The sequence below is a fragment of the Bradyrhizobium sp. Mp19 genome (assembly GCF_029952935.1).
GTDB lineage: Bacteria > Pseudomonadota > Alphaproteobacteria > Rhizobiales > Xanthobacteraceae > Bradyrhizobium > Bradyrhizobium elkanii.
Genome location: NZ_JASAUT010000082.1, coordinates 1 through 20820 on the forward strand (window position 1 = coordinate 1; position 20820 = coordinate 20820).

A 20820-nucleotide genomic window follows, 5' to 3' on the forward strand; every position below is an offset into this window, starting at 1 on the left:
GGCGATCATCATCGCGCCGCGACACTGACTCGCCATCCTGATCGCCGCGCTCTTCCGACCCAGATCGTCGCGCTATAAACGTTCATCGCGCGAGCCAAGCGTTAGCGAGGCGATGGCTTGGCGCATCACGAAACCACACCTTTCTCCGGTGAGCTTCGCAGCGATGGCAGAGGCGATCTCGCCGTTTCCATGTACTGGGTCCGATTCGCGCAACGCGGATAGCAGACGACGGTGTGGTATTTTTAGTTTGACGTCGATCCGCAGCAGCAAACATCACTTGCTGATCATCCAATCTGTTCATCGCGCTTTGCCGGCGGCAAGCGAGCTAGCGAACTATGCCGGCATAGACGATATTCTGGACTTGCTCGCGGTAGTACTTGCGGATCTCTCCGGGCGCAGCCGTTCCAACCACCACGACCAGGCGCTCCTTTGGATCACAGAAAAATTGTGTTCCGTAAGCGCCGGTCCAGGTGAACTCACCTGGATTGCCTGGAACGGCCGAGAGACCCTCGCTTATGCGTACAGCCACTCCGAGCCCGAACCCAAAGCCGGCACGGTGCGGCTCCACATTAGCGACCTTGTTTTTGATCTCTGGCCCAAGGTGGTTGGAGATCATGTGATGCACCGTCCTGGGACCGAGAATGCGCTGGCCATCGAGTTCCCCGCCGTTTAGCAGCATTTGCCCAAAGCGAACATAATCACCAACTGTCGCGAATGCACAGGCTCCCCCGCAGTCAAACTTCGTCGGACTTTCGAGGAGCTCGATGCCCTGTGGCTTTCCCGTCAGTGGGTCGTCTTTAAATGGACGCGCGAGCCGCTCGCGTTGCGATCCCGACAAATGGAAAGTGGCATCCAGCATTCCGATCGGCTTCCACAGGTTGCTGGAAAGATACTCGCCTAGTGGCTGCTCGCTAACCTGTTCCACGACAGCGCCAAGCACGTCGGTCGAGAAGCCGTATTCGAATTCCGTTCCCGGTTGGTGCGCCAACGGCAGCTTGGTAATGCCTTCGATGAAAGCCTTCTTATCGCCCTTGACCGGTGGCGCTGCGAAATCCGGATAGAGACGCGCCACTTGGTCTGAGCTGTCCGGCGGCGCGCCATAGGTGAGACCTGATGTGTGGCGATAAAGGTCGTGGACGTAGATCGGGGAACTCTGCGCTTCGAATTTTAACGAACCGTCAGGCTGCGATACTCCCACTTTCATGTTTGCAAATTCGGGATAGTAATCCGTAAGTCTGGCCCTCAGAGGCAGGCGACCTTGTTCCATGAGGGTAAGCCCAGCAACCGCCACCATCGGTTTGGTCATAGACGCGAGCGCGAACATCGCATCGAGCCTCATCGAGGTTCCTTTTTCAGGATCGAGTTGCCCGTACGCCTTGTAGTGAATGAGCTTGCCGTCTCTGGCGATTGCAACCACTGCGCCCGGCACGCGCTTGGCTGCGATCTCGCTAGCAAAGAACTCGTCCAGTTTGGCAAGGCGCTGCTTGGAAACTCCGACGTCATCGGCCCTCGCCTCGGGCAAAGGCGCGGAGTGTGCTGAATTGAAGCTGATACCAGCGGCCGCCGCGGCTGCAACGAGCTTATTCATTGTGTCCTCGTTAAGAATGGACGGATCTGACTTGCAATACTGCTGCTCGGTTATGACCGGCCAGCTTGGCCAGTACGCCGAAGATGCTTCGATCCGGCTTAGTGCGCCTGCCCCTCACGTGCCTCTCCTGGCACATCGTTTGTCGATGAGAGTCAAAGTGAACATGACCGCAAAGGCGAACATTACCATACCGCCGGCAACCCAACCTGCCTCGCGCCAGCGCGATGCTTGGACGTAGTCAATGACATAAGCTGACAACACTTTGGTGCGCCCGGGAATGTTGCCTCCGATCATCATCACGACACCGAATGTGCCGATCGTATGAGCAAAGCCAACCAAACCAGCCTTGAGGAACTCCAGCCGTGCCAGCGGCAGGCCGACGGTAATGAAGGCGAACAACGCAGAAACGCGCTGACTCGCCACAACTTCCTGCGGGTGGTTACCCATCGCAACAAAGGCGCTACGGATAGGCTGCACCACCAAAGGGAGCGCCGAGAGGACCGATCCGACCACGATTCCCGCAAAGGTAAAGGCGAGCGTGTGCTCGCCCCAGAAAGAGGCGAGAAGCCCACCTGGTCCGTTCGGGCCGAGCAGGACGAGTACGCAGAAACCGAGCGCCGTGGGTGGCAGCACAAGCGGCAGCGCGACCATTGTCGCCACCGCCTCGCTCAAAACCGTTTTTGACCGTGCCAACCACCACGCGAGCGGCGCGCCAATCACCAGCAGGATCATTGTCGTCACGCTGGCGAGCTCGACCGTGAGCGCAACGGATTGCCAGATTTCTGGCGAAAGGGCATCCATGTGCGTCAGCCCACCGGCGAGAGCACGTCGCCATACCGGCGCAGCGATCGCGTCGTTTCTGCGAGCAAATGCAGAATCGCAAGGCTCATCGGAAACTCCTGTGACAGGGCAGCTTCGACCGGCCTGACGGCGGCCGCTTCTCAGCTCGCCATCCAGCAATCCCCGTGCCGCTTGCGAAATGTGGTGGGCTCTGTGTCCAGCGTGAGAAAAACGCGCATAACTGCCAGAGATACTGCGGGGTGAACCTAACGCGCTGTCAAGTTTCCGGCATCTTTGTTCTCAAGCAGACAGCGACGGCAGAATGAGACGGCAGAGCGGCCGCCCGAGATGCGCATCCGCAATGTCTCGATGCAAATCCTGACGTGGATGCTGCTTCGACATGTTGGTTGTTTGTTGGTGTCGCTCAAGGGCCGGCGTGTATAAGCGCAGAACTCCCGTCACAGCCCCATTGCGAGAATGGACGAGACCGGCTCTCGGAGTTCATTCCGTGCTCAACTTTCGCCTTGTCGAGGAGAAAGACGGGCCGCGGACCGCCATCCGGCAATCATGCGCCACTGTTCTGTGAACGTAACAAACCATAAGCATACGTTAGTTGCCGAGTTCTGAGGCAACGATCTGCTACCTAAAACAAGGAGTCGCAGTGAACCTATAGCGCGTCCGGTCGGTGCAGTATATCGACGGTGATCATGCCGCGGGCGCGAGAAACACATGCACAGATCTTTTCGTTCGCGTGCTTTTGCTGCTCGCTGAAGAAAACGTCGCGGTGGTCAAGCTCACCGTCGATTTTGACGAGATCGATGGCGCAGACGCCGCACTCGCCGCGCCGGCAATCCGAAATCACCTCGTAACCGGCCCCATTGAGCACGTCCAGCAACGAGCGATCGCGCGGAATCTCGATCTCAATGGCCTGATCTGCAAGGCGCACCCGAAACCCCTCGGTCGGCAGTGAGCCGCTCGAACCGAAGGTCTCGTAACGTAGGTCGGATAGTGCGCGTCCTGCACCAGTCCAGGCCCGGCGCGCGGCATCGAGCATCCGGATCGGACCGCACAAGAGGGTCAAGGCGTCGCGCGGCAGCGAAGCGAACAAGTCATCCAAATTGAGCCTGCGCCCTTCGTTGCCCGCATGGACAATAAGCCGCTTGTTCAGCAGGGGAGCGAGAACATCCAAATAGATGGCTTGCTCACGAGAAGTAACGGCATAATGCAGAGTGAAGTCGGCATCGCGGCGCGCCAACGCCAAAGCTGCCCCGATCAGTGGCGTAATGCCGATGCCGCCCGCGATTAGGCAGTAGTGCCGGCGCGCCCAGTCAATCGGCAGCAAAGAGGCCGGCAATGTAATGGTCAGTCGGGCGCCCGGCGCGAGCGACCACATGTACTGCGAGCCGCCGCGGGAGTCCTCCGCGCGCCGCACGGCGATACGATAGCCGGTTCGCTCGGGTTCGCCGACCAAGGAATAGGATCGCGTATCCGGGCGCCCATCGATAGTGACGGCGATATTGATATGGCTGCCGACCGGATAAGCCGCGCCATCAAAGTTTTCCGGTTTGATCAGGAACTCGCGGATCGAAGGTGTCAGATCGCGCGTCGCGACGAGCGTTGCGGGTGTCCAGCTTTCAATGAACCGCATGGAGATTTCCTTTAATCGCCTGCCATCCTGATGAGCGCCAGTCCTGGCAGCAGGTCAGAATGCGTCTTGTTCCTGAGCACCAGGCGCAGATTGCGCGCCGCCACTCGGGCGTGCTCGCGCATGATTGCCTCGGCCCGTGCGCCTTCGCGATTTTCGATTGCATCGATCACGACGCGATGTTGATCTTGTGCAATCAAGAGTGTGTGGCGCGCATCCGGCAGTGTCGATTGAGTCATCACAAAGCCGCTGGGCGAGGCGAATGGGAGCGCCGACGCGCGATCGACCTGCCGGATCAAGGGAGGACTGCGCGACAATTCGGTCAATAGCGCGTGAAAACGCGCATTGAGCGCGACGTAGGAGGAAAATGCCTCGACGGAGATTGGATCCTGCCGCACCAAGCCGTCGATCTCGTCAAGACATCCTTTTAGAGGCTCAAGATCGCGCGACGGAACGCCGCGCTCGGCGGCAAAGCGCGCGGCCAGCCCCTCCACCGTACCACGCAGTTCGATTGAATCCAGGACATCTCGCTCGGAGAATGCCTTCACCATGAAACCGCCAGAAGGGATCGCTTCCAGAAGTCCTTCCTCCTCCAGCCGAACCAATGCCATTCGCACCGGGGTGCGCGATGCGCCGGTCGTCTCCACAGCCTGCAACTCGGAGATCCGCTCGCCTGGCCGCAAGTCACCCGAAAGGATCAGGTCGCGCAAGCTGAGCTGGGCGCGTACTGTTTGCGAGACTGAACGATCGCTGTCGCGCTCGACCATGCTCTACTCCGCGGCCTGCTGACCTTGCGAGGGATTCTCGGCCTCGATCATGCGATCTATCAAGCGGCGAGCCCACATCGCGCCAGCATCGATGTTGAGATTATAGAAGACCCGGTCTGGATTTTCGTCGATTGCGCGCTGCTGCGCCTCGAGAATGACCTCGTCCTCGCGGAAGATGCCAGAAACGCCTTGACGGAGTTCGGTGGTCAGGCGCTGCTCGTTCAGGCGATAATTGCGCACGAAGGCCCAGAAATAATGGCAGCTCGTTTCCGTTTCGGGCGTAATGGTGTTGAGGACAATACCATTGACGCCGGCCGATCGGTTGCCTTCCGGCGCGCCTGTTCCGGCGGGCGCCACTCCGACGTCGATATTGATGGTGCACGGCGCCTCGAAACGAATGATTTGCCAGCGGTCCACCGGACCAGGTTTTTGCAATTGCTTGGCCCAGAACGGCGGGGCGCTAATCCCCTTCATCCAGCGCGTTACGGTAGCGGTCTTCTCACCATGGGTGACGTCAAACGGCGCTTCCGCGATGGCGTTATTGCCGATGCTGGCACCGTGCACAAACGTTTCATGCGTCAGGTCCATGAGGTTGTCGACAACCAGACGATAATCGCATTTCAGGTGAATGGTGTCACCGTCACCGGCCCAAGCGGAATCATCGTTCCAGTGCATATCCGGCACCAAGCGCGGGTTGGCCAGCGCCGGATCACCCATCCACAGCCAGACGAAGCGATCGCGCTCGACCACAGGATAGGCACGCACACAGGCGGAGGGGTTGATCGTCTCTTGCGAGGGCATGAAGGTGCAGCGGCCCTGCGCGTTGAATTTCAGCCCATGATAGCCGCAGACAACGCTGTCGCCCTCAAGACGCCCTTTTGAGAGCGGCACCAATCGATGCCAACAGGCGTCCTCCAGTGCCGCCACCTCCCCGTTGGCGCGCCGATACATCACAACGTGCTTGCCGCAGATCGTGCGCGGCAACAGCGCCTGCTTCACCTCTGCATCCCAAGCGGCCGCGTACCAGACATTCGTCGGAAAGCAATGGCTCATGTGCCGATTCCTCGCTTAGGGACACCGACTGTATACATAAATTTGAAAGGGGCCAAAAAAGTGACGAATATGCGGGCTTACAATGGAATTTCTGTATACAGTAATGGTCCCAAGCGGCTCGGTCGGGCTCCGCTTCGGTGAAGATTTTTTGCGACGCACCAAAACTGCTAGCGGATGAATCCAAGCTCGCCATCGTGCACACCCGCTGCATCTAGTCCCTGCACTGTCGCAGCCTCGGCTATCGGCGAGATTCCTGGCCTGCGAAGGGACGCCGGATTGGGGCTTCTTGGCCGGCAGCACAGTTCCCTTGCCGGGATCAGACGTCGACGTCTTGGTGCCGAGATCGGCCCATGCTCTCAAATCATCCAGTGCGTAGATGACGCGACCGCCGATCTTTCGATACGCTGGCCCCGTGCCATACGTGCGGTGCTTTTCGAGCGTGCGGCCGGATAGGCTAAGATAACGCGCAGCCTCCGGCGTACGCAGGAACCGGGTGGATGGATCTGACATCAAATAGGGCATTTGAGAGCTCCAGGTGAGAGGCCGGCCGCGAACGGCGGCACTATCGCGCCATCATCATGGAGAAGCGCGCTCCCTGGAGGGATACCGAATATCGATGAAGCGACTTTCGGCACCCCAAGTAGAAAGCGCTATTCGTGGTGGCAAAGCTCACTCCTATCTAGCGCTCGTCCATTATCTAGCGACCGTCCAGCCTACGACCTTGGACAATCATGGACATGGCAAGCTGATCGGGCGACCTTCACAATGCGGATGATGCGCAGAAATTCTGCCGAACCATCGGTCTTACCGGACCATACTGGAGCACATTCACCGCCATCCGATTGTCGTAACTCGATTCGAGCTCGCCCGTATATCTGCAGCAAGAATAAGTTGGTCTCGTGCTGCCTGGCAAAGAGTTCAGAGCAGAATGATCGAGTCGAGAACCCCATCGTAACGCTATCGGCTCGGCGAGCGCCGATGCCGATACGACCTCACATCGACCGGCCCTCTAGATGTCGCACGCTTCCATCGCCTGGATGCCTACGATCCAAACAATCAATTTTACCAATGTAACGTACTGTTGCATCAAGTCGCGCACTTGAAGGGTACTGATCACTCTAGGATTTCTATGCCAAGAGGTGCCTCGGGACACTTGCCAGCAAAAGGCGGCATGACGCTGAGCAACGCCTTCTCGATCGACCTCACAAATGCCGTTCGAAGATTCAAAGACCCGTCAGAAGACAGGTGCTTATCCGATGGCGACTCGATCGACTGCAGGTTGGCTCTGGTGCGGATCTTGCTTGACGAAAAACGATAACGTAACTGAACGCCTGCCTTTGGAATGACGCGCCGGCTCCCGGAATCGTCTTCAATCGGACACGGCTAAAATGACAGCCTCGAATGATGCCGTCGCCTCTGAACGACGCAGCGGCTCGCATTCGAGTGTATTCGGGAAGGAAGCGTCATGACCACCATGGCAACTGCGGCGCCCGCGCGCGCGTCGCAGACTTGGTATAAAATTCTCTACGTTCAGGTGTTGATCGCGATCGTGATTGGCGCCATCGTCGGCTGGCTATGGCCGTCGGTCGCGACCAACGACTGGGTCAAGGCGCTTGGTGATGGCTTCATCAAGCTGATCAAGATGGTGATCGCACCGATCATCTTCTGCACCGTCGCATCCGGGATCGCACATATCCAGGATGCAAAGAAAGTCGGGCGCGTCGGCGTTAAAGCGCTGGTCTATTTCGAGATCGTATCGAGCTTTGCCTTGGTGTTGGGCCTTGTCATGGGCAATCTGGTCCAAATCGGCCATGGTCTTGCGGTCAAACCGGACGCTGCGGCGGTCGCCAACTATGTCAAGCAGGCGGAAGCCTCGAAGACCGTCGATTTTTTTCTCAATATCATTCCCGATACGGTGGTCGGCGCCCTCGCCCGCGGCGATGTTCTGCAAGTGCTCCTGTTCGCGATTCTGTTTGGCTTTTCGCTGATGGCGCTGGGCGAGCGTGGAGAACGACTGCGCGGCATGATTGACGACGTCGCGCACGCAGTGTTCGGCGTGATTGCCATCATCATGAAAGCCGCCCCGATCGGCGCGTTCGGCGCGATGGCCTTCACAATCGGCAAGTTCGGGCCGGCGGCGCTCGGTAATCTGATCGGACTGATCGTACTGTTCTATGCGACGGCCGCGATATTTGTGGTCGTCGTGCTCGGCCTGATCGCGCGGATCGTCGGCTTTTCGATCTTCAAGTTCATTATCTATATTAAGGACGAGCTTCTGATCGTGCTTGGCACCTCGTCCTCGGAAAGCGCGCTGCCGCAATTGATGGAGAAGCTCGAGCGGCTGGGCTGCTCAAAGCCCGTGGTCGGCCTCGTGGTGCCAACCGGCTACTCCTTCAACCTCGACGGCACCAACATTTATATGACGCTTGCGACATTGTTCATTGCCCAGGCACTCGGGGTCGATCTGACCTTTGGCCAGCAGCTCACGATCTTGCTCGTGGCAATGCTGACCTCGAAGGGAGCAAGCGGCGTCACCGGCGCAGGCTTCATTACACTCGCCGCGACATTGTCGGTGGTCAACCCGGCATTGGTGCCGGGCATGGCGATCGTATTTTCGATCGACAAGTTCATGAGCGAGGTGCGAGCCCTTACCAACATCACTGGCAATGGCATCGCCGCTGTGTTCGTGTCCTGGTGGGAAGGCGAGCTCGACGACGCGACCCTACATGCCCGGCTCGAGCAGCCCACCGCCGGTGCCGATACACGAAGCTCAAGGATATAGGCTCCAGGTCCTGTCCGTGATTTCAAGGCACGCTCGAACTGAGCGTAGCCAACTCCGAATTTTTCGCAGTTCAAATCGGCACAGCCGAATGAACTGCGAGCCGGAGTTCTTCTCGCGGAATCTGCGGGTCGTACCACGACTCGGTGTCGTGCCCCAAAGCGATCCAGATGACGGCGTAAGGTCGGCCGGGACAGACTATACGATTCCGACCGAACCTGGCCGGGCCTGACGGGCAAAGTTACTGGATCTATCCATGAAACGGCTTGGCGCGTGGCCAGCGAACTGGCCTCGTCCACCGATGCTGCGGCAGTGATGACTCGTGAACCAGATCGGCACCTTCACCAGGTCGAGATGGATCGCATTGAGCAAACTCACGGTGCTCCACTGCTTGTCGGCGCTCTTTAGATATTCAACGACGGGCGTCTCATTGTTCAGCGTCACGTCCTGGCAGACCCGCGGCTCGCAGCTACCCCGCCGCTGGACGTGCCTTGGCCGCATACAGTTGTGCTCGGCCGCGGCCTCCACAGCCGCGCGCGCCTGCCAAAGGGCTATCGCAGTGAAAGAAAACAGACATCTGAGCCTCGATTGTACGCACGTCGGCGCGCCATTTGGAAAGGTTTAGAACAACTATACCTACGTTTGTAATGCGCGTTTCTTCGGCACGTGCTGAGTTCAGCTGTAAGCAATTTACCCGGAACCGCTCTTGAGCGTGGAGCGGAAAGAATTGCCCCATTTTTGCCTAAAATGTTATAACTCTCCCGCCGGAGAAAGGCCGGACGGTCCAAGAATGTATAACCAGATCAATAACTTCAAACGTTCTGCCACGCAGTTTACTTTCGGCAGCATAACGCTGGCGGTGGTGACGCTAGCTTCCTTGTACCTTCAAACACATTTCGCTGCGACGGCGTTCGGCTATTTGCTGGTTATATTGCTGTTTTCATTGATCGGCAGCTTTATCGCCTCATCCGCGCTTTCGGTCTTAGCTATCGCTGCTTTGGCGTATTACTTTGCACCGCCGGCGTTTAGTCTGCGGATCGATGACCCTCAAGTTCTTCTGGTGGTTGTCGCATTCTTTACCGTCTCGATTGTCGGAACACACCTGATTGGAAAAATCCGCCAGGAAAGAGAGGCTGCGCATGAGACTGCGGCCGAACTCCGGCGCAGCACGGCCGATTTGAAGGACCGTGAAAAGCGGTGGCGCGCAATCTTTGAGCACAATCCGGCCATGTACGTCATGGTCGACGAAGCCGGTACCATCCTCAACGTCAATACGTTCGGCGCGACACACCTCGGCTATGCGCGCTCCGAACTCATCGGTCAATCCGTTCTGAGGCTCTTTCTGGAGGAGGATCGCGAGTTCGCACGCACATGCATTCGCAGATGCCTTGAAGATATCGGTCAATCGCAAACCTGGGACGCCCAAAAAGTCAGAAAAGACGGCGTGGTCCTGTGGGTGCGAGAAAATGCCAAAGCCATGCTTTGGGCCGATGACAAGCCGGTTGTCCTGATATCCTGCGAAGATATCACCGAAAAACGGCAGACGGAGCTTGCCCTACAGCGCAGCGAAGCCCATTTGGCTCAAGCGCAGGAGTTGAGCCACACAGGCAGCTTCGGCTGGAACTTCGCCACTGGCGAGGTTTTTTGGTCAAAAGAGCTTTTTCGAATTTTCCAGTTGGATCCGAAGACGATACCGAGCCCGCAACTCGTCGTCGAGCGCACGCACCCGGAAGATCGAGCTTCCGTCCAACAGACGATCGATCGAGCGATGCAAGACCCGCAGGAGTTCGAGCATGAATACCGATTGCTGCTACCGGACGGCTCGGTGAAGCACATCCGCGCGCGGGCGCGAGCGACGACAACCGCCTCTGGCGAAATCGAGTTTGTCGGGGCAGCGACGGATATCACAGTTACAAAGCAAGTAGAGCAGCAGCTACGCCGCAGCGAGGCCTATCTGGCCGAAGCCCAGCATCTCAGTCATACTGGCAGTTGGTCATGGGACGTCCACGGAGTCGATTTTGTGTATCGCTCCGCCGAAGTGAATCGTCTCTTCGGCTTCGACCCGCAAGAGACCGTGTCCATAGAGACTATTCGTTCGCGGATACATCCGGACGACCTGCCGCGGCTTCAGGACGTGCAGCGACTTGCGAGAGACGGCAAGCAAAACCGCTTCGAATATGATTTTCGAATTTTGCTCCCGGATGGCTCGATGAGGCACATACATTCTGTGGCCCATGTCGTGGTTGGCAGCGACGGCAATATCGGCGAGCTCATTGGGACACATATGGATGTCACTGAGCAATACGCGGCCAGAGAACGCCTGGAAAGCACACTTGCTGCGCTGCGCGAAAGCGAGCAGCGCTTTCGCGACTACGCTGAAACAGCTTCCGACTGGCTCTGGGAGACCGGGCCAGACCATAAAGTCACTCACTTATCGGAACATACCAGCGCTGCGGGAATCCTTGCCACAGGCCTCCTGGGTCTGCCGCGTTGGGACATTGCTTGCGACTTGGAAGACGAACCTGAGAAATGGCGGCAACATCGTGCAAGGCTAGAGGCACATCTGCCATTTCGTGATTTGGTCTATCGCACTGTCAACCGGATGGGATGTCCGATCTACGTCCGGACGAGCGGTAAGCCATTTTTTGACGTAAGCGGCAATTTTCTTGGCTACCGTGGCGTCAGCACCGACATCACCGCTATTATCCGCGCAGACCAGGCTGAACAAGAGCTGCGGAAGGCACAGGCGGAGCTCGCGCATGTGACGCGCGTGACGACGTTAGGAGAGCTGACCACCTCCATCGCCCACGAAATCAACCAGCCACTCGCCGCGATTATCAGCAACGCCGACGCGTGCCTAGGTTGGATGGGCCGCAAAACTCCTGATCTTTCCGCTGCGCGCTCATCCGTTGAATGGATAATCGAAGACGCAATCCGGGCAAGCGAGGTGATCCGTCGCGTTCGCGCGCTTGCGAAGAAGGGCGAGATCGAAATGCTTCCGCTCGACATCAATGACGTCGTTAAGGATGTCATTGCGCTGGTGAATCGTGAGCTGGTTAGCCACCAAGTGACACTGAAAACCGAGCTGACGGCAGCGCTGCCGGCGGTTCTGGGCGACCGGATTCAGCTGCAGCAGGTGATGATCAATCTGGTGATGAACGGGATCGAAGCTATGGACGCAGTTACGGACAGGACGCGCGAACTGGTGATCCAGTCATCTAGGGACGATATGGAACACGTGCGGCTTGCGGTGACTGATAATGGCGTCGGCATCTCGGAGAATGACGCCGATCGGGTGTTAGACCCCTTCTTCACGACAAAATCGAGCGGCCTTGGCATGGGCCTTTCGATCTGCCGCTCGATTGTGGAAGCTCACGGAGGGCGTCTTTCAATCGTCCACAGGCAGGGACCCGGAGCGAGCTTTCGGTTTGACCTGCCGTTGCACAAGGAGGTGGTGTCGTGAACGAACGCTCAAACTCCCAGCGCGAAGGCAGCAGAGCCGAGGCATCGGCAAATGCGATTGTCTTCATTGTCGAAGATGATGTCTCGATGCGTCGGTCGCTTACAAACCTTTTTCAATCCGTCGGCCTGGACGTCGTTGCATTCGGATCGGCCCGAGAAATGCTGCAGAGCAAACTTCCGGACGTCGTTAGCTGCCTGGTTCTTGATGTCCGGCTGCCCGGCTTGAGCGGCCTTGAGTTCCAGACTGAGCTAGCCAAGTCGAACATTCATATTCCCATCATCTTCATTACAGGCCATGGCGACATTCCCATGAGCGTCAGGGCCATGAAGGGTGGAGCGGTCGATTTTCTCACAAAACCGTTTCGCGATCAGGAACTACTGGACGCTGTGATCGCGGCGACCGAACGCGATCGCAAAAGACGGGCAGCCGAGCAGACCGTCGTGAATCTCAAGTCCCTATTTGAGACCCTCAGCCCGCGCGAGCAGGCGGTTATGAAACTAGTCGCTACCGGCTTGATGAACAAGCAGATAGCTGCCGAGCTGGGGCTCGCCGAGATTACGGTCAAGATCTATCGGGGACACGTGATGAAAAAGATGCGGGCCCGGTCGCTGGCGGATTTGATCAGGATGACTGAGACGCTGGGACTCCGTGCTAACCGTCCCGAACAAACCTAAGTATGATTTTACAATTTAACCGCGCAAGCCCACTTTTCGCCCAGGGATGGCTAATGCCTCGGCAGTCGCTAGTCCCGCGCCAGGAGGGCCTGTCTTGTCCACGCCTTTGATTTCTGTCGTTGATGACGACGCATCGGTCCGTGCGGCGACAGAGAACCTTTTGAAATCGCGTGGCTACGTCGTTCAAACGTTTGTGTCCGCCGAGGAGTTCTTGAGGTCGCCGCGGTTGAACGAAACCTCTTGTGTAATCACGGATGTGCAGATGCCGGTTATGAGCGGCTTGGACTTGCTCGCGGAAATGCGGACCCGTGGCTACGGTGTGCCATTCATTTTCATTACTGCCTTCCCCAACGACCGCGTGCGCGCCTCAGCCCTGAGCGCAGGAGCGGCTGGCTTTTTGGCCAAGCCCTTCGCCGGACATACGCTGATCGAGTATCTCGATGCCGCACTGGAGGAGAACGGCGGCGGCGGAGACACATGACGCGATCAGCCTGGCGCCGGACCGGAGCCATACCCAGATCGCAGTCTCCATAATCTCCGGCAGAACGCGGCGGCGAGCCAGACTATTATCTGTCATGTTCTTGTATCCGCAGAACTTCCGCGGGAGAGCACGTCGACGTTGCTGCGACGTCTATTCGACAGTGACCGATTTTGCAAGATTACGCGGCTGATCCACGTCCGTCCCCATAACCACGGCCGTATGATAGGCTAGCAGTTGCACCGCGATGGCATAAACCATGGGCGTAAAGCTTACAGCCATGTTTGGCAACACAATGGTCATGAGCGTATCCACCGTCGCGTCCGAAGCGCCCTTCGCATCGGTGATCAAAATAATGTTGCCGCCTCGAGCGGCGACTTCTTGCATGTTCGAGACCGTTTTCTCGAAGACGTCGTCGTAAGGCGCGATCACCACCACGGGCATAGTCTCATCGATTAATGCGATTGGTCCGTGCTTGAGCTCGCCGGCGGCATAACCTTCCGAGTGGATATAGGAGATTTCCTTCAACTTGAGCGCGCCTTCTAACGCCAGGGGCGCCGATGTGCCTCGGCCGAGATAGAGCACGTCGCTCGACTTTGCGATATCACGCGCGAGCTTCTCGATCTGTGGTTCGACCAACAGCGCCGCAGCAATCAGCCGCGGCACTTCGATAAGCTCGCGTACGAGCTTCGATTCATCGATCTCGGACAGCATGCCGCGCTCCTTGCCTGCTGCGACGGCAAGCGCCGCCATCACCGCCAGCTGGCAGACGAATGCCTTGGTGGAGGCGACGCCGATTTCTGGACCAGCCAGTGTCGGCAGCACGGATTCGCTCTCGCGTGCGATCGTTGACGTCGGGACGTTGACCACGGATATCGTGTGCAGGCCCTGGCTCTTGGCATAGCGCAACGCAGCCAGCGTGTCGGCGGTTTCCCCCGACTGCGAGATAACGATCGCGAGATCACCGTGGCGCAGAGGCGCCTCCCTGTAGCGGAACTCGGACGCAACATCGATTTCGACAGGCAGGCGCGCCAGCCGCTCGAACCAGTATTTGGCGATATAACCGGCATAACTTGCCGTGCCGCACGCCGTAATTGAGATGCGCTGAATGAAATTAAAGTCGAACGGTAGTGTGAGCGGCAGGGCTATGCGCTCGGCTGCCATATCGAGATAATGCGCCAATGTCTGCCCGACTGCTGTCGGCTGCTCGTGGATTTCCTTGGCCATGAAGTGGCGATAGTTCGCCTTGTCCACCAGGAGTGACGACACGCCAGACTTTGATGTTTCCCGATGCACGACAGCCCCGTCTTCGCCATAGATCATGCAGATCGTACGGGTAAGCACGGCCCAGTCGCCGTCTTCAAGATAGGTGATGGCATCAGTCAAGGGCGCGAGTGCGATCGCGTCCGATCCCAGATAAACTTCGCCGGTACCATGTCCGATCGCAAGGGGCGACCCCTTGCGCGCCCCGATCAAAAGATCCTCATGGCCTTTGAACAGGAATGCCAGAGCGAAAGCTCCGCGCAGTCGTGGCAGCGAGGCTTGTACCGCATCCCGCGGCGAGTAACCATTCTTGAGATACGATTCGACGAGATGCGCCACCACCTCGGTGTCGGTCTCTGAGCTGAAATGAGCTCCATTCCGCTCCAGTTCGGCCCGCAGTTCGCGGAAATTCTCAATGATCCCGTTATGAACGACCGCGACATTTTCCGTTGCGTGCGGGTGAGCATTGCTCTCGGTCGGTTTTCCATGCGTCGCCCAGCGAGTGTGACCAATACCGCTATGACCCGACGGCGGATAATCGCGCAGCCGCTCCTCAAGGTTTCTCAGCTTACCTTCAGCGCGCCGGCGCTCGATACGGAGACCTTCGAGCGTCGCGACGCCCGCGGAGTCATAGCCACGATATTCCAATCGTCTGAGCGAAGCGACCAATTGCCCAGCGACCGGACCACGTCCCAAGATGCCGACTATTCCACACATATCGATCAATGCAGCCCACGTTCAAGAAGCCAAATGTCCCCTAAAGGAGCATTTTCACGAATTTCGCGCGCCCGGTTGGGAATGGGTATCAAGTTCTGAATTTGATGCAGTTGCCTGTCACCGTCGCATTCACAGGCGTGAGTTCTATGTCTTTCAACCATCATCGCCTCGCCCAGCCACGCTCCGCCTCTGGTTGTCCGCTATCAAGTACAAACTGCGATGCGGCCGCGAATGGCGTGACTGCTTCGAGGTGGGCTCTATATGCAGGCGCGCTTGCGCGGCTTGGTGCGGCATCTAACCCCGGCACAAACAGATCCGTTGCTCGATGGCGACGATAACAACCGGCGTCGCAACAACCCCAATGCGAGGATATATCGCGCAGGGCGTCAGGCTTCATAGATTGAGGACATTTGAACCAGATCGACAGACCCGTTGTCTCACAGTAAAACGTCATGTCTTATTTGGCTCATCGTCGCTAATGAGCCATTCACGGCTCTTCAGCTCAAACTCCCGATGAACGCGCGGCGACGCGGCCGATCCGGTTAGCAGCTGGTGTGGGGGCACTGAGTCCCCGCACCTCACCGAGGGTATCCACGAGAGGCTTGCACCGGCCGCGCTCCATTGGACAGAAGGATGCAGCCTCACGGCACTCTCCACATGGCCGGGTGTCGGCGTGTTTACGCAGCCGCTCTAGGACGGCTTAAGACGCTCATCATACTCGGATGTAAGCTATACGATTGGCATCGAACACTCTATTGTACGGACGTAAGCTTTCGATATCGAAACGTTCGAAGAACTATACCGACGTTTGCTACTCTTCCTCATTTTGTCTTGCGTCTACCGTCCACTTCCTACGCGAGCTGCACTATTGGCAGAAGCGCAGAGGTAGATGCCCCTAGCGCCCAGATCGCGTGCTCTATTCGGAGGTGGGGCCGCTTTGTAGAATACGATATTGGTGTGCAGCTTCACTGTGTGCCGGCTTGCACGCCGTCATTCCCCATAAATGCGTCGACAACCGCACCTCAGCACATCGCTCTATTCGGCCGTGGCCGACCCACGCAAATGGATACAGCATGTACCTGGAGACGGATAAGGAACACAGACCGTCGGCATCCATCTCATAGGAAACATCGCTGGATCAGCGCGTCTAGCTGGGTCTGCGTGTACGGCGTTTCGTCCAGCTCGTTTGCGCGGGTGTCAAGTGGGTCGCGCGTGTTAGCTGACGTTCCTTTTTGACTCTGAATGGTACGGTCGAGAATAAATCAATGTATATAGTGCGCATTTCTATGTGAGGTGTATGACTAGAGTAACGATCGCTTTCCTTTTATTGCGGGTGGTGCGCGCTTGCGCATCTAGATCGTGAAAGGGCCCCGCAAATCGCGTTTCGAAAGGGCGCCCTCGTTCCGGCGGAACTAAGAGAAACAATGGCGGCTCAGGACTCAAAGCGGCGCGTTGCGCTGATCACCGGCGTGACCGGGCAGGACGGCGCGTATCTCGCCGAATATCTGCTCGGTCTCGGCTACACCGTGCACGGGATCAAGCGGCGGTCGTCCTCGTTCAACACCGCGCGCGTCGACCATCTCTACCAGGATCCGCATGCCGGCAACGTGCCGTTCCTGATGCACTATGGCGACATGACGGATTCGACCAATCTGATCCGCCTGGTGCAGCAGATCCGGCCGACCGAGATCTACAACCTCGCCGCCCAGAGCCACGTCCAGGTCAGTTTCGAGAGCCCGGAATACACCGCCAACGCCGACGCGATCGGCGTGCTGCGGCTCTTGGAGGCGATTCGCATCCTCGGCATGGAAAAGGAAACGCGGTTCTACCAGGCTTCGACCTCGGAGCTTTACGGGCTCGTGCAGGAGGTGCCGCAAAAGGAGACCACGCCGTTCTATCCGCGCTCGCCCTATGGCGTCGCCAAGCTCTACGGCTACTGGATCACGGTGAACTACCGTGAGGCCTATGGCATGTTCGCCAGCAACGGCATCCTGTTCAACCATGAGAGCCCGATCCGCGGCGAGACCTTCGTGACGCGCAAGATCACCCGCGCCGTTGCCCGAATCGAGGTCGGCCTCGAGAACAAGCTCTATCTCGGCAATCTCGACGCCAAGCGCGACTGGGGCCACGCCCGCGACTATGTCGAGGGCATGCACAGGATCCTGCAAGTCGACGAGCCCGGCGACTTCGTGCTCGCGACCGGCGAGACGCGGTCGGTCCGCGAGTTCGTCGAGCTGGCGTTTGCCGAGGTCGGCCGCAGCATCGAATGGCGCGGCAAGGGCGTCGAGGAGGTCGGTGTCGACAAGGCGTCCGGCAACACCCTGGTGCAGATCGATCCGACCTATTTCCGCCCGACCGAGGTCGATCTTCTGATCGGCGACGCCAGCAAGGCGCGCGCCAAGCTCGGCTGGACGCCGAAGACGCCGTTCGCGCAGCTGGTGAAGGAAATGGTCGCCAGCGATCTCGTCGAGGCCAGGCAGGACGCGGCCAATGGCAAGCACGGCGTTTGAGCTGAAGGGCAAGACGGTCTTCGTTGCCGGCCATCGCGGCATGGTCGGCTCGGCGCTGATGCGCCGGCTGGCGCGCGAGGAGGCCGATCTCCTGACGGTGTCGCGCAGCGAGGTCGATTTGCGCGACCAAGCCGCGGTCAACGCCTGGTTTGCCGCCAAGCGGCCGCAGGCCGTGTTCCTCGCTGCCGCCAAGGTCGGCGGCATCGTCGCCAACAACACGCTGCGGGCTGAATTTCTCTACGACAATCTGGCGATCTCGAGCAACGTGATCCAGGCGGCGCACGCCAATGGCTGCGAGAAGCTGATGTTCTTCGGCTCGTCCTGCATCTATCCGCGCCTGGCGCCGCAGCCGCTGCGCGAGGATTCGATGCTGACCGGCCCGCTGGAGCCGACCAACGAGCCCTATGCCATCGCCAAGATCGCCGGCATCAAGATGGCCGAGGCCTATCGCAGCCAGTACGGCGCCGATTTCATCAGCGTGATGCCGACCAATCTCTACGGCCCCGGCGACAATTATCACCCCGAATACAGCCACGTCGTCGCCGCGCTGATCCGCCGCTTCCACGAGGCCAAGGTTTCGGGCGCCGGCAACGTCGCGGTGTGGGGCACCGGCACGCCGCGCCGCGAATTCCTCTATGTCGACGATCTCGCCGACGCCTGCATCCATCTGATGAAGACCTATTCATCGCCCGAACTGGTCAATATCGGCACCGGCGAGGACATCACCATCGCCGAGTTCGCACTCATGGTCGCGGCCGCCGTCGGTTTTCGCGGTGAGATCAGCTTCGACACGTCGCGCCCGGACGGCACGCCGCGCAAGCTGCTCGACATCAGTCGTCTGGCCAGGCTCGGCTGGCATGCCCAGACCGCGCTGGAAGATGGCATTCAGCTAGCGTATCGGGCATATCTCGCCGACAGCAAATGGACGGCACTGCTTGTCCCCGACAAGTGGCGTAAGCAGGCCCATCCGAGGATCCGTACACGGGTATCACCTAGCTGGCCCCGTCGCTCGCGTAACGATTAACTTTGCCGCGCGTTGCCCAACGCTCTTCGTCAGCAGCGCTCGGTTGGACGTTCGATTCATCCAAGTGACACGCACATCCCAGCTACGGTTCAGCGAGCCAACTCGCAGGAACAGAGGAATGGTTGTGATCGAGAGTGCCGTTTTACTGCTATCAGGTTGAGATCTGATCGACTCTCAGCCTTGAACGCCGGCGCCGCAGCCGATCATTGGCTCGAAACGTGCCGGTGTCCTTTTCCTCTCGATCGGCGGCCTAGCGAGGTTCGGCCATAACCATCCGCGCCGACAGCGTGACGATGCACATGAGCGCGCCTAACATGCCGAACGCAAAAGGCAAGCCGGTCATGTGTGCGACGAGCCCGATGCTGGCGGGACCCATCAGTATACCGGCGTAGCCAGCTGTCGTGATGACCGCGATTGCAACGCCCACCGGCATCACCTTCTGTTTGCCGGCGCGGCGACACAGCACAGGTACAACATTTGAAATACCCAATCCAATAAGCAGGAACCCCGCCATGGCAATCACCGCAACCGGCGCGGCGACCACAGCCAGGAAGCCTATCATGATTGGTAGAGTTCCGAGCATCAATGTGGCACGGTCGCCGATTCGCTCCACTACGGCATCTCCGCCGAGACGTCCCGCAGTCATCGCGATGGCGAAGAGCATACAGCCAAGACCTCCATGCGCCTCAGCGAGAAGATCTTGCCCAACGAGAAGCAAAGCGCTCCAATCAAGCATTGCACCTTCGACAAGAAACGTAATAGCCGCGAGCGCAGCTATTAGCACCACACTGCGATGGGGCAAGACAAACACTGGCCCCTGCTGCCTTACACTCGTCGCGGTCAACCGCGGCCAGGCCGACACAATCGCGATCATCATAAACATCGAACAGACTAACGTTGAAAAAAGCGGACCAAGCTGAAGCGAAAGGAACAAAGTCACGGCAGCAGAGCCGGTGAATTCGCCGATGCTGTAATGGGCATGGAAGCCGGACATCAATGGACGGCCGGTGGCGCGCTCCAGTTCAATCGCATAGATGTTCATGGCTACATCGATCGCCCCCAGTGAAACGCCGAACGCAAACAGCGTGGCACCGAGCGCAAGAGGTGTTCCGGCGATAGCAAGCCACGGCAGGATAAGCGCGAGGCCGAGTCCACCGACGAAGATAATGGGCTTGCTGCCGTACCGCGCATTCGACACGCTGGTCAAAAGCATAGCGAGAACGGATCCCATTCCGAGACAGAGCAGCAGAAGACCGAGCATGCGGTCATCTACCGCGAGCCGCTCCTTGGCGAGCGGCACCAAAGGCGCCCACGCCGCGAGGCCAAATCCGGCAACAAAAAACGCAAGCCGCGTCCCAAGCAGGCCGGCTGCCCAATTGGCAGATGGTATCACAGGCACTCCTGAGAGAACGGGCTGGTGAGCGCGGCGCCCCTCATCCTGTGTGCGCCGCCTGCAAGCGGTCCGATGATGGCCTCACGTTGGCATTTTTCATCCCTGCAAATGCGATGCCATCGCAAAAGCTCGAGCCACTCCCGGAGTGGCAAGCGTCAACGCGGAATGATCGTCAAGCCCCGGACACCGGTTTGGCCTATCTTTCTCGGATAGCTAGCCGTACGAAGGACACTAGTCTTTGCTTGTTCCGACGGTTAGAGGCGCAACAGCTCGAGTTGCCTTTGTCGCAAAGCGCACAAAGCCGACGGCACCCGGACCTTGCGTTTACTTCGAGAAGAACACCACAGCTCGCGTGAACACGGCCGTCAGCTCCCCGGCAGCATTTGCTGTCAATCTGGAAGCTCTCACAAAACGCAAAGGCGCTGCGCTACGCCTGAGCTCAATACAACGAACATTCATGGAGGACCGGAGCTGACCGCGGGGAACTTCTACGCTATACCGGGGCATCGGATCGCGGCAGATCATCCGAACGTGACGGAAAATCAGAGCTGCGATTCCAAATTCCCGGTGTCGGAGCGCTGGGTTGTGATGGAGCAATCAACCAAATCCTCCCTGCCATTTATGTTGGCGCCAGAAGGGCAGCATCGGCATCGCGTGCAGTCATCAATTACCTTTGCTATCTGGTT

Annotated in this window: 14 protein-coding genes and 1 pseudogene; 6 read left to right on the top strand and 9 right to left on the bottom strand. The window is 58.5% G+C overall.

Annotation, left to right across the window (positions count from 1 at the left end; genetic code table 11):
* Nucleotides 1-325: 325 nt before the first annotated feature.
* The 6 genes and pseudogenes from QJT82_RS41455 to QJT82_RS41480 form a co-directional block, all read right to left on the bottom strand.
* On the bottom strand, nt 326-1588 hold the full coding sequence (locus QJT82_RS41455; RefSeq protein WP_016846836.1) for a serine hydrolase domain-containing protein: 1263 nt from the start codon (nt 1586-1588) through the stop codon (nt 326-328).
* A gap of 114 nt (nt 1589-1702) precedes the next feature.
* Nucleotides 1703-2389 carry a hypothetical protein gene (locus tag QJT82_RS41460; RefSeq protein ID WP_016846835.1) on the bottom strand — a complete coding sequence of 229 codons (687 nt, stop codon included), beginning with the start codon at nt 2387-2389 and terminating at the stop codon, nt 1703-1705.
* Between the two features lie 646 nt (nt 2390-3035).
* On the bottom strand, nt 3036-4016 hold the full coding sequence (locus QJT82_RS41465) for a PDR/VanB family oxidoreductase (RefSeq protein WP_028344265.1): 981 nt from the start codon (nt 4014-4016) through the stop codon (nt 3036-3038).
* Nucleotides 4017-4027: 11 nt separating this feature from the next.
* A complete protein-coding gene (locus tag QJT82_RS41470; protein WP_016839803.1) occupies nt 4028-4780 on the bottom strand; it encodes a GntR family transcriptional regulator in 753 nt (250 codons plus the stop codon).
* Between the two features lie 3 nt (nt 4781-4783).
* Entirely contained in the window at nt 4784-5833 is a 1050-nt protein-coding gene (locus QJT82_RS41475; RefSeq protein WP_016839802.1) for an aromatic ring-hydroxylating dioxygenase subunit alpha, read from the bottom strand.
* 238 nt (nt 5834-6071) lie between these two features.
* Nucleotides 6072-6343, bottom strand: a pseudogene (locus QJT82_RS41480) (helix-turn-helix domain-containing protein).
* Nucleotides 6344-7298: 955 nt separating this feature from the next.
* Between QJT82_RS41480 and QJT82_RS41485 the strand changes: the two are divergent.
* Entirely contained in the window at nt 7299-8615 is a 1317-nt protein-coding gene (locus tag QJT82_RS41485) for a dicarboxylate/amino acid:cation symporter (protein ID WP_016839801.1), read from the top strand.
* 195 nt (nt 8616-8810) lie between these two features.
* On the opposite strand, the gene QJT82_RS41490 is transcribed toward QJT82_RS41485, so the two are convergent.
* Entirely contained in the window at nt 8811-9056 is a 246-nt protein-coding gene (locus QJT82_RS41490; protein WP_125459344.1) for a hypothetical protein, read from the bottom strand.
* 346 nt (nt 9057-9402) lie between these two features.
* On the opposite strand from QJT82_RS41490, the gene QJT82_RS41495 reads away from it, so the two are divergent.
* From QJT82_RS41495 to QJT82_RS41505, 3 genes are read left to right on the top strand one after another with little or no spacing between them, the layout of a single operon-like run.
* Nucleotides 9403-12075 (top strand): PAS domain S-box protein, encoded by a 2673-nt coding sequence (locus tag QJT82_RS41495; protein WP_016839799.1) that lies wholly within the window; start codon nt 9403-9405, stop codon nt 12073-12075.
* Nucleotides 12072-12749 carry a response regulator transcription factor gene (locus QJT82_RS41500; protein WP_018269894.1) on the top strand — a complete coding sequence of 226 codons (678 nt, stop codon included), beginning with the start codon at nt 12072-12074 and terminating at the stop codon, nt 12747-12749. The genes QJT82_RS41495 and QJT82_RS41500 overlap by 4 nt, the downstream gene beginning before the upstream one ends.
* A gap of 46 nt (nt 12750-12795) precedes the next feature.
* Complete coding sequence (locus QJT82_RS41505; RefSeq protein ID WP_050999497.1) at nt 12796-13230, top strand: response regulator; 435 nt, start codon at nt 12796-12798, stop codon at nt 13228-13230.
* A gap of 150 nt (nt 13231-13380) precedes the next feature.
* On the opposite strand, the gene glmS is transcribed toward QJT82_RS41505, so the two are convergent.
* Nucleotides 13381-15207 (bottom strand): glutamine--fructose-6-phosphate transaminase (isomerizing), encoded by a 1827-nt coding sequence (gene glmS / locus QJT82_RS41510; protein WP_028344267.1) that lies wholly within the window; start codon nt 15205-15207, stop codon nt 13381-13383.
* Nucleotides 15208-16631: 1424 nt separating this feature from the next.
* Between glmS and gmd the strand changes: the two genes are divergently transcribed.
* Nucleotides 16632-17717: a GDP-mannose 4,6-dehydratase gene (gene gmd, locus QJT82_RS41515; protein ID WP_038380137.1), complete on the top strand. Its 1086-nt coding sequence runs from the start codon at nt 16632-16634 to the stop codon at nt 17715-17717.
* Nucleotides 17698-18741, top strand: a complete 1044-nt coding sequence (locus QJT82_RS41520; protein ID WP_129964833.1) for a GDP-L-fucose synthase — start codon at nt 17698-17700, stop codon at nt 18739-18741. The genes gmd and QJT82_RS41520 overlap by 20 nt, the downstream gene beginning before the upstream one ends.
* A gap of 250 nt (nt 18742-18991) precedes the next feature.
* Here QJT82_RS41520 and QJT82_RS41525 read toward each other — a convergent pair whose 3' ends face one another.
* Nucleotides 18992-20131 carry an MFS transporter gene (locus tag QJT82_RS41525; RefSeq protein WP_028343461.1) on the bottom strand — a complete coding sequence of 380 codons (1140 nt, stop codon included), beginning with the start codon at nt 20129-20131 and terminating at the stop codon, nt 18992-18994.
* Nucleotides 20132-20820: the final 689 nt, after the last annotated feature.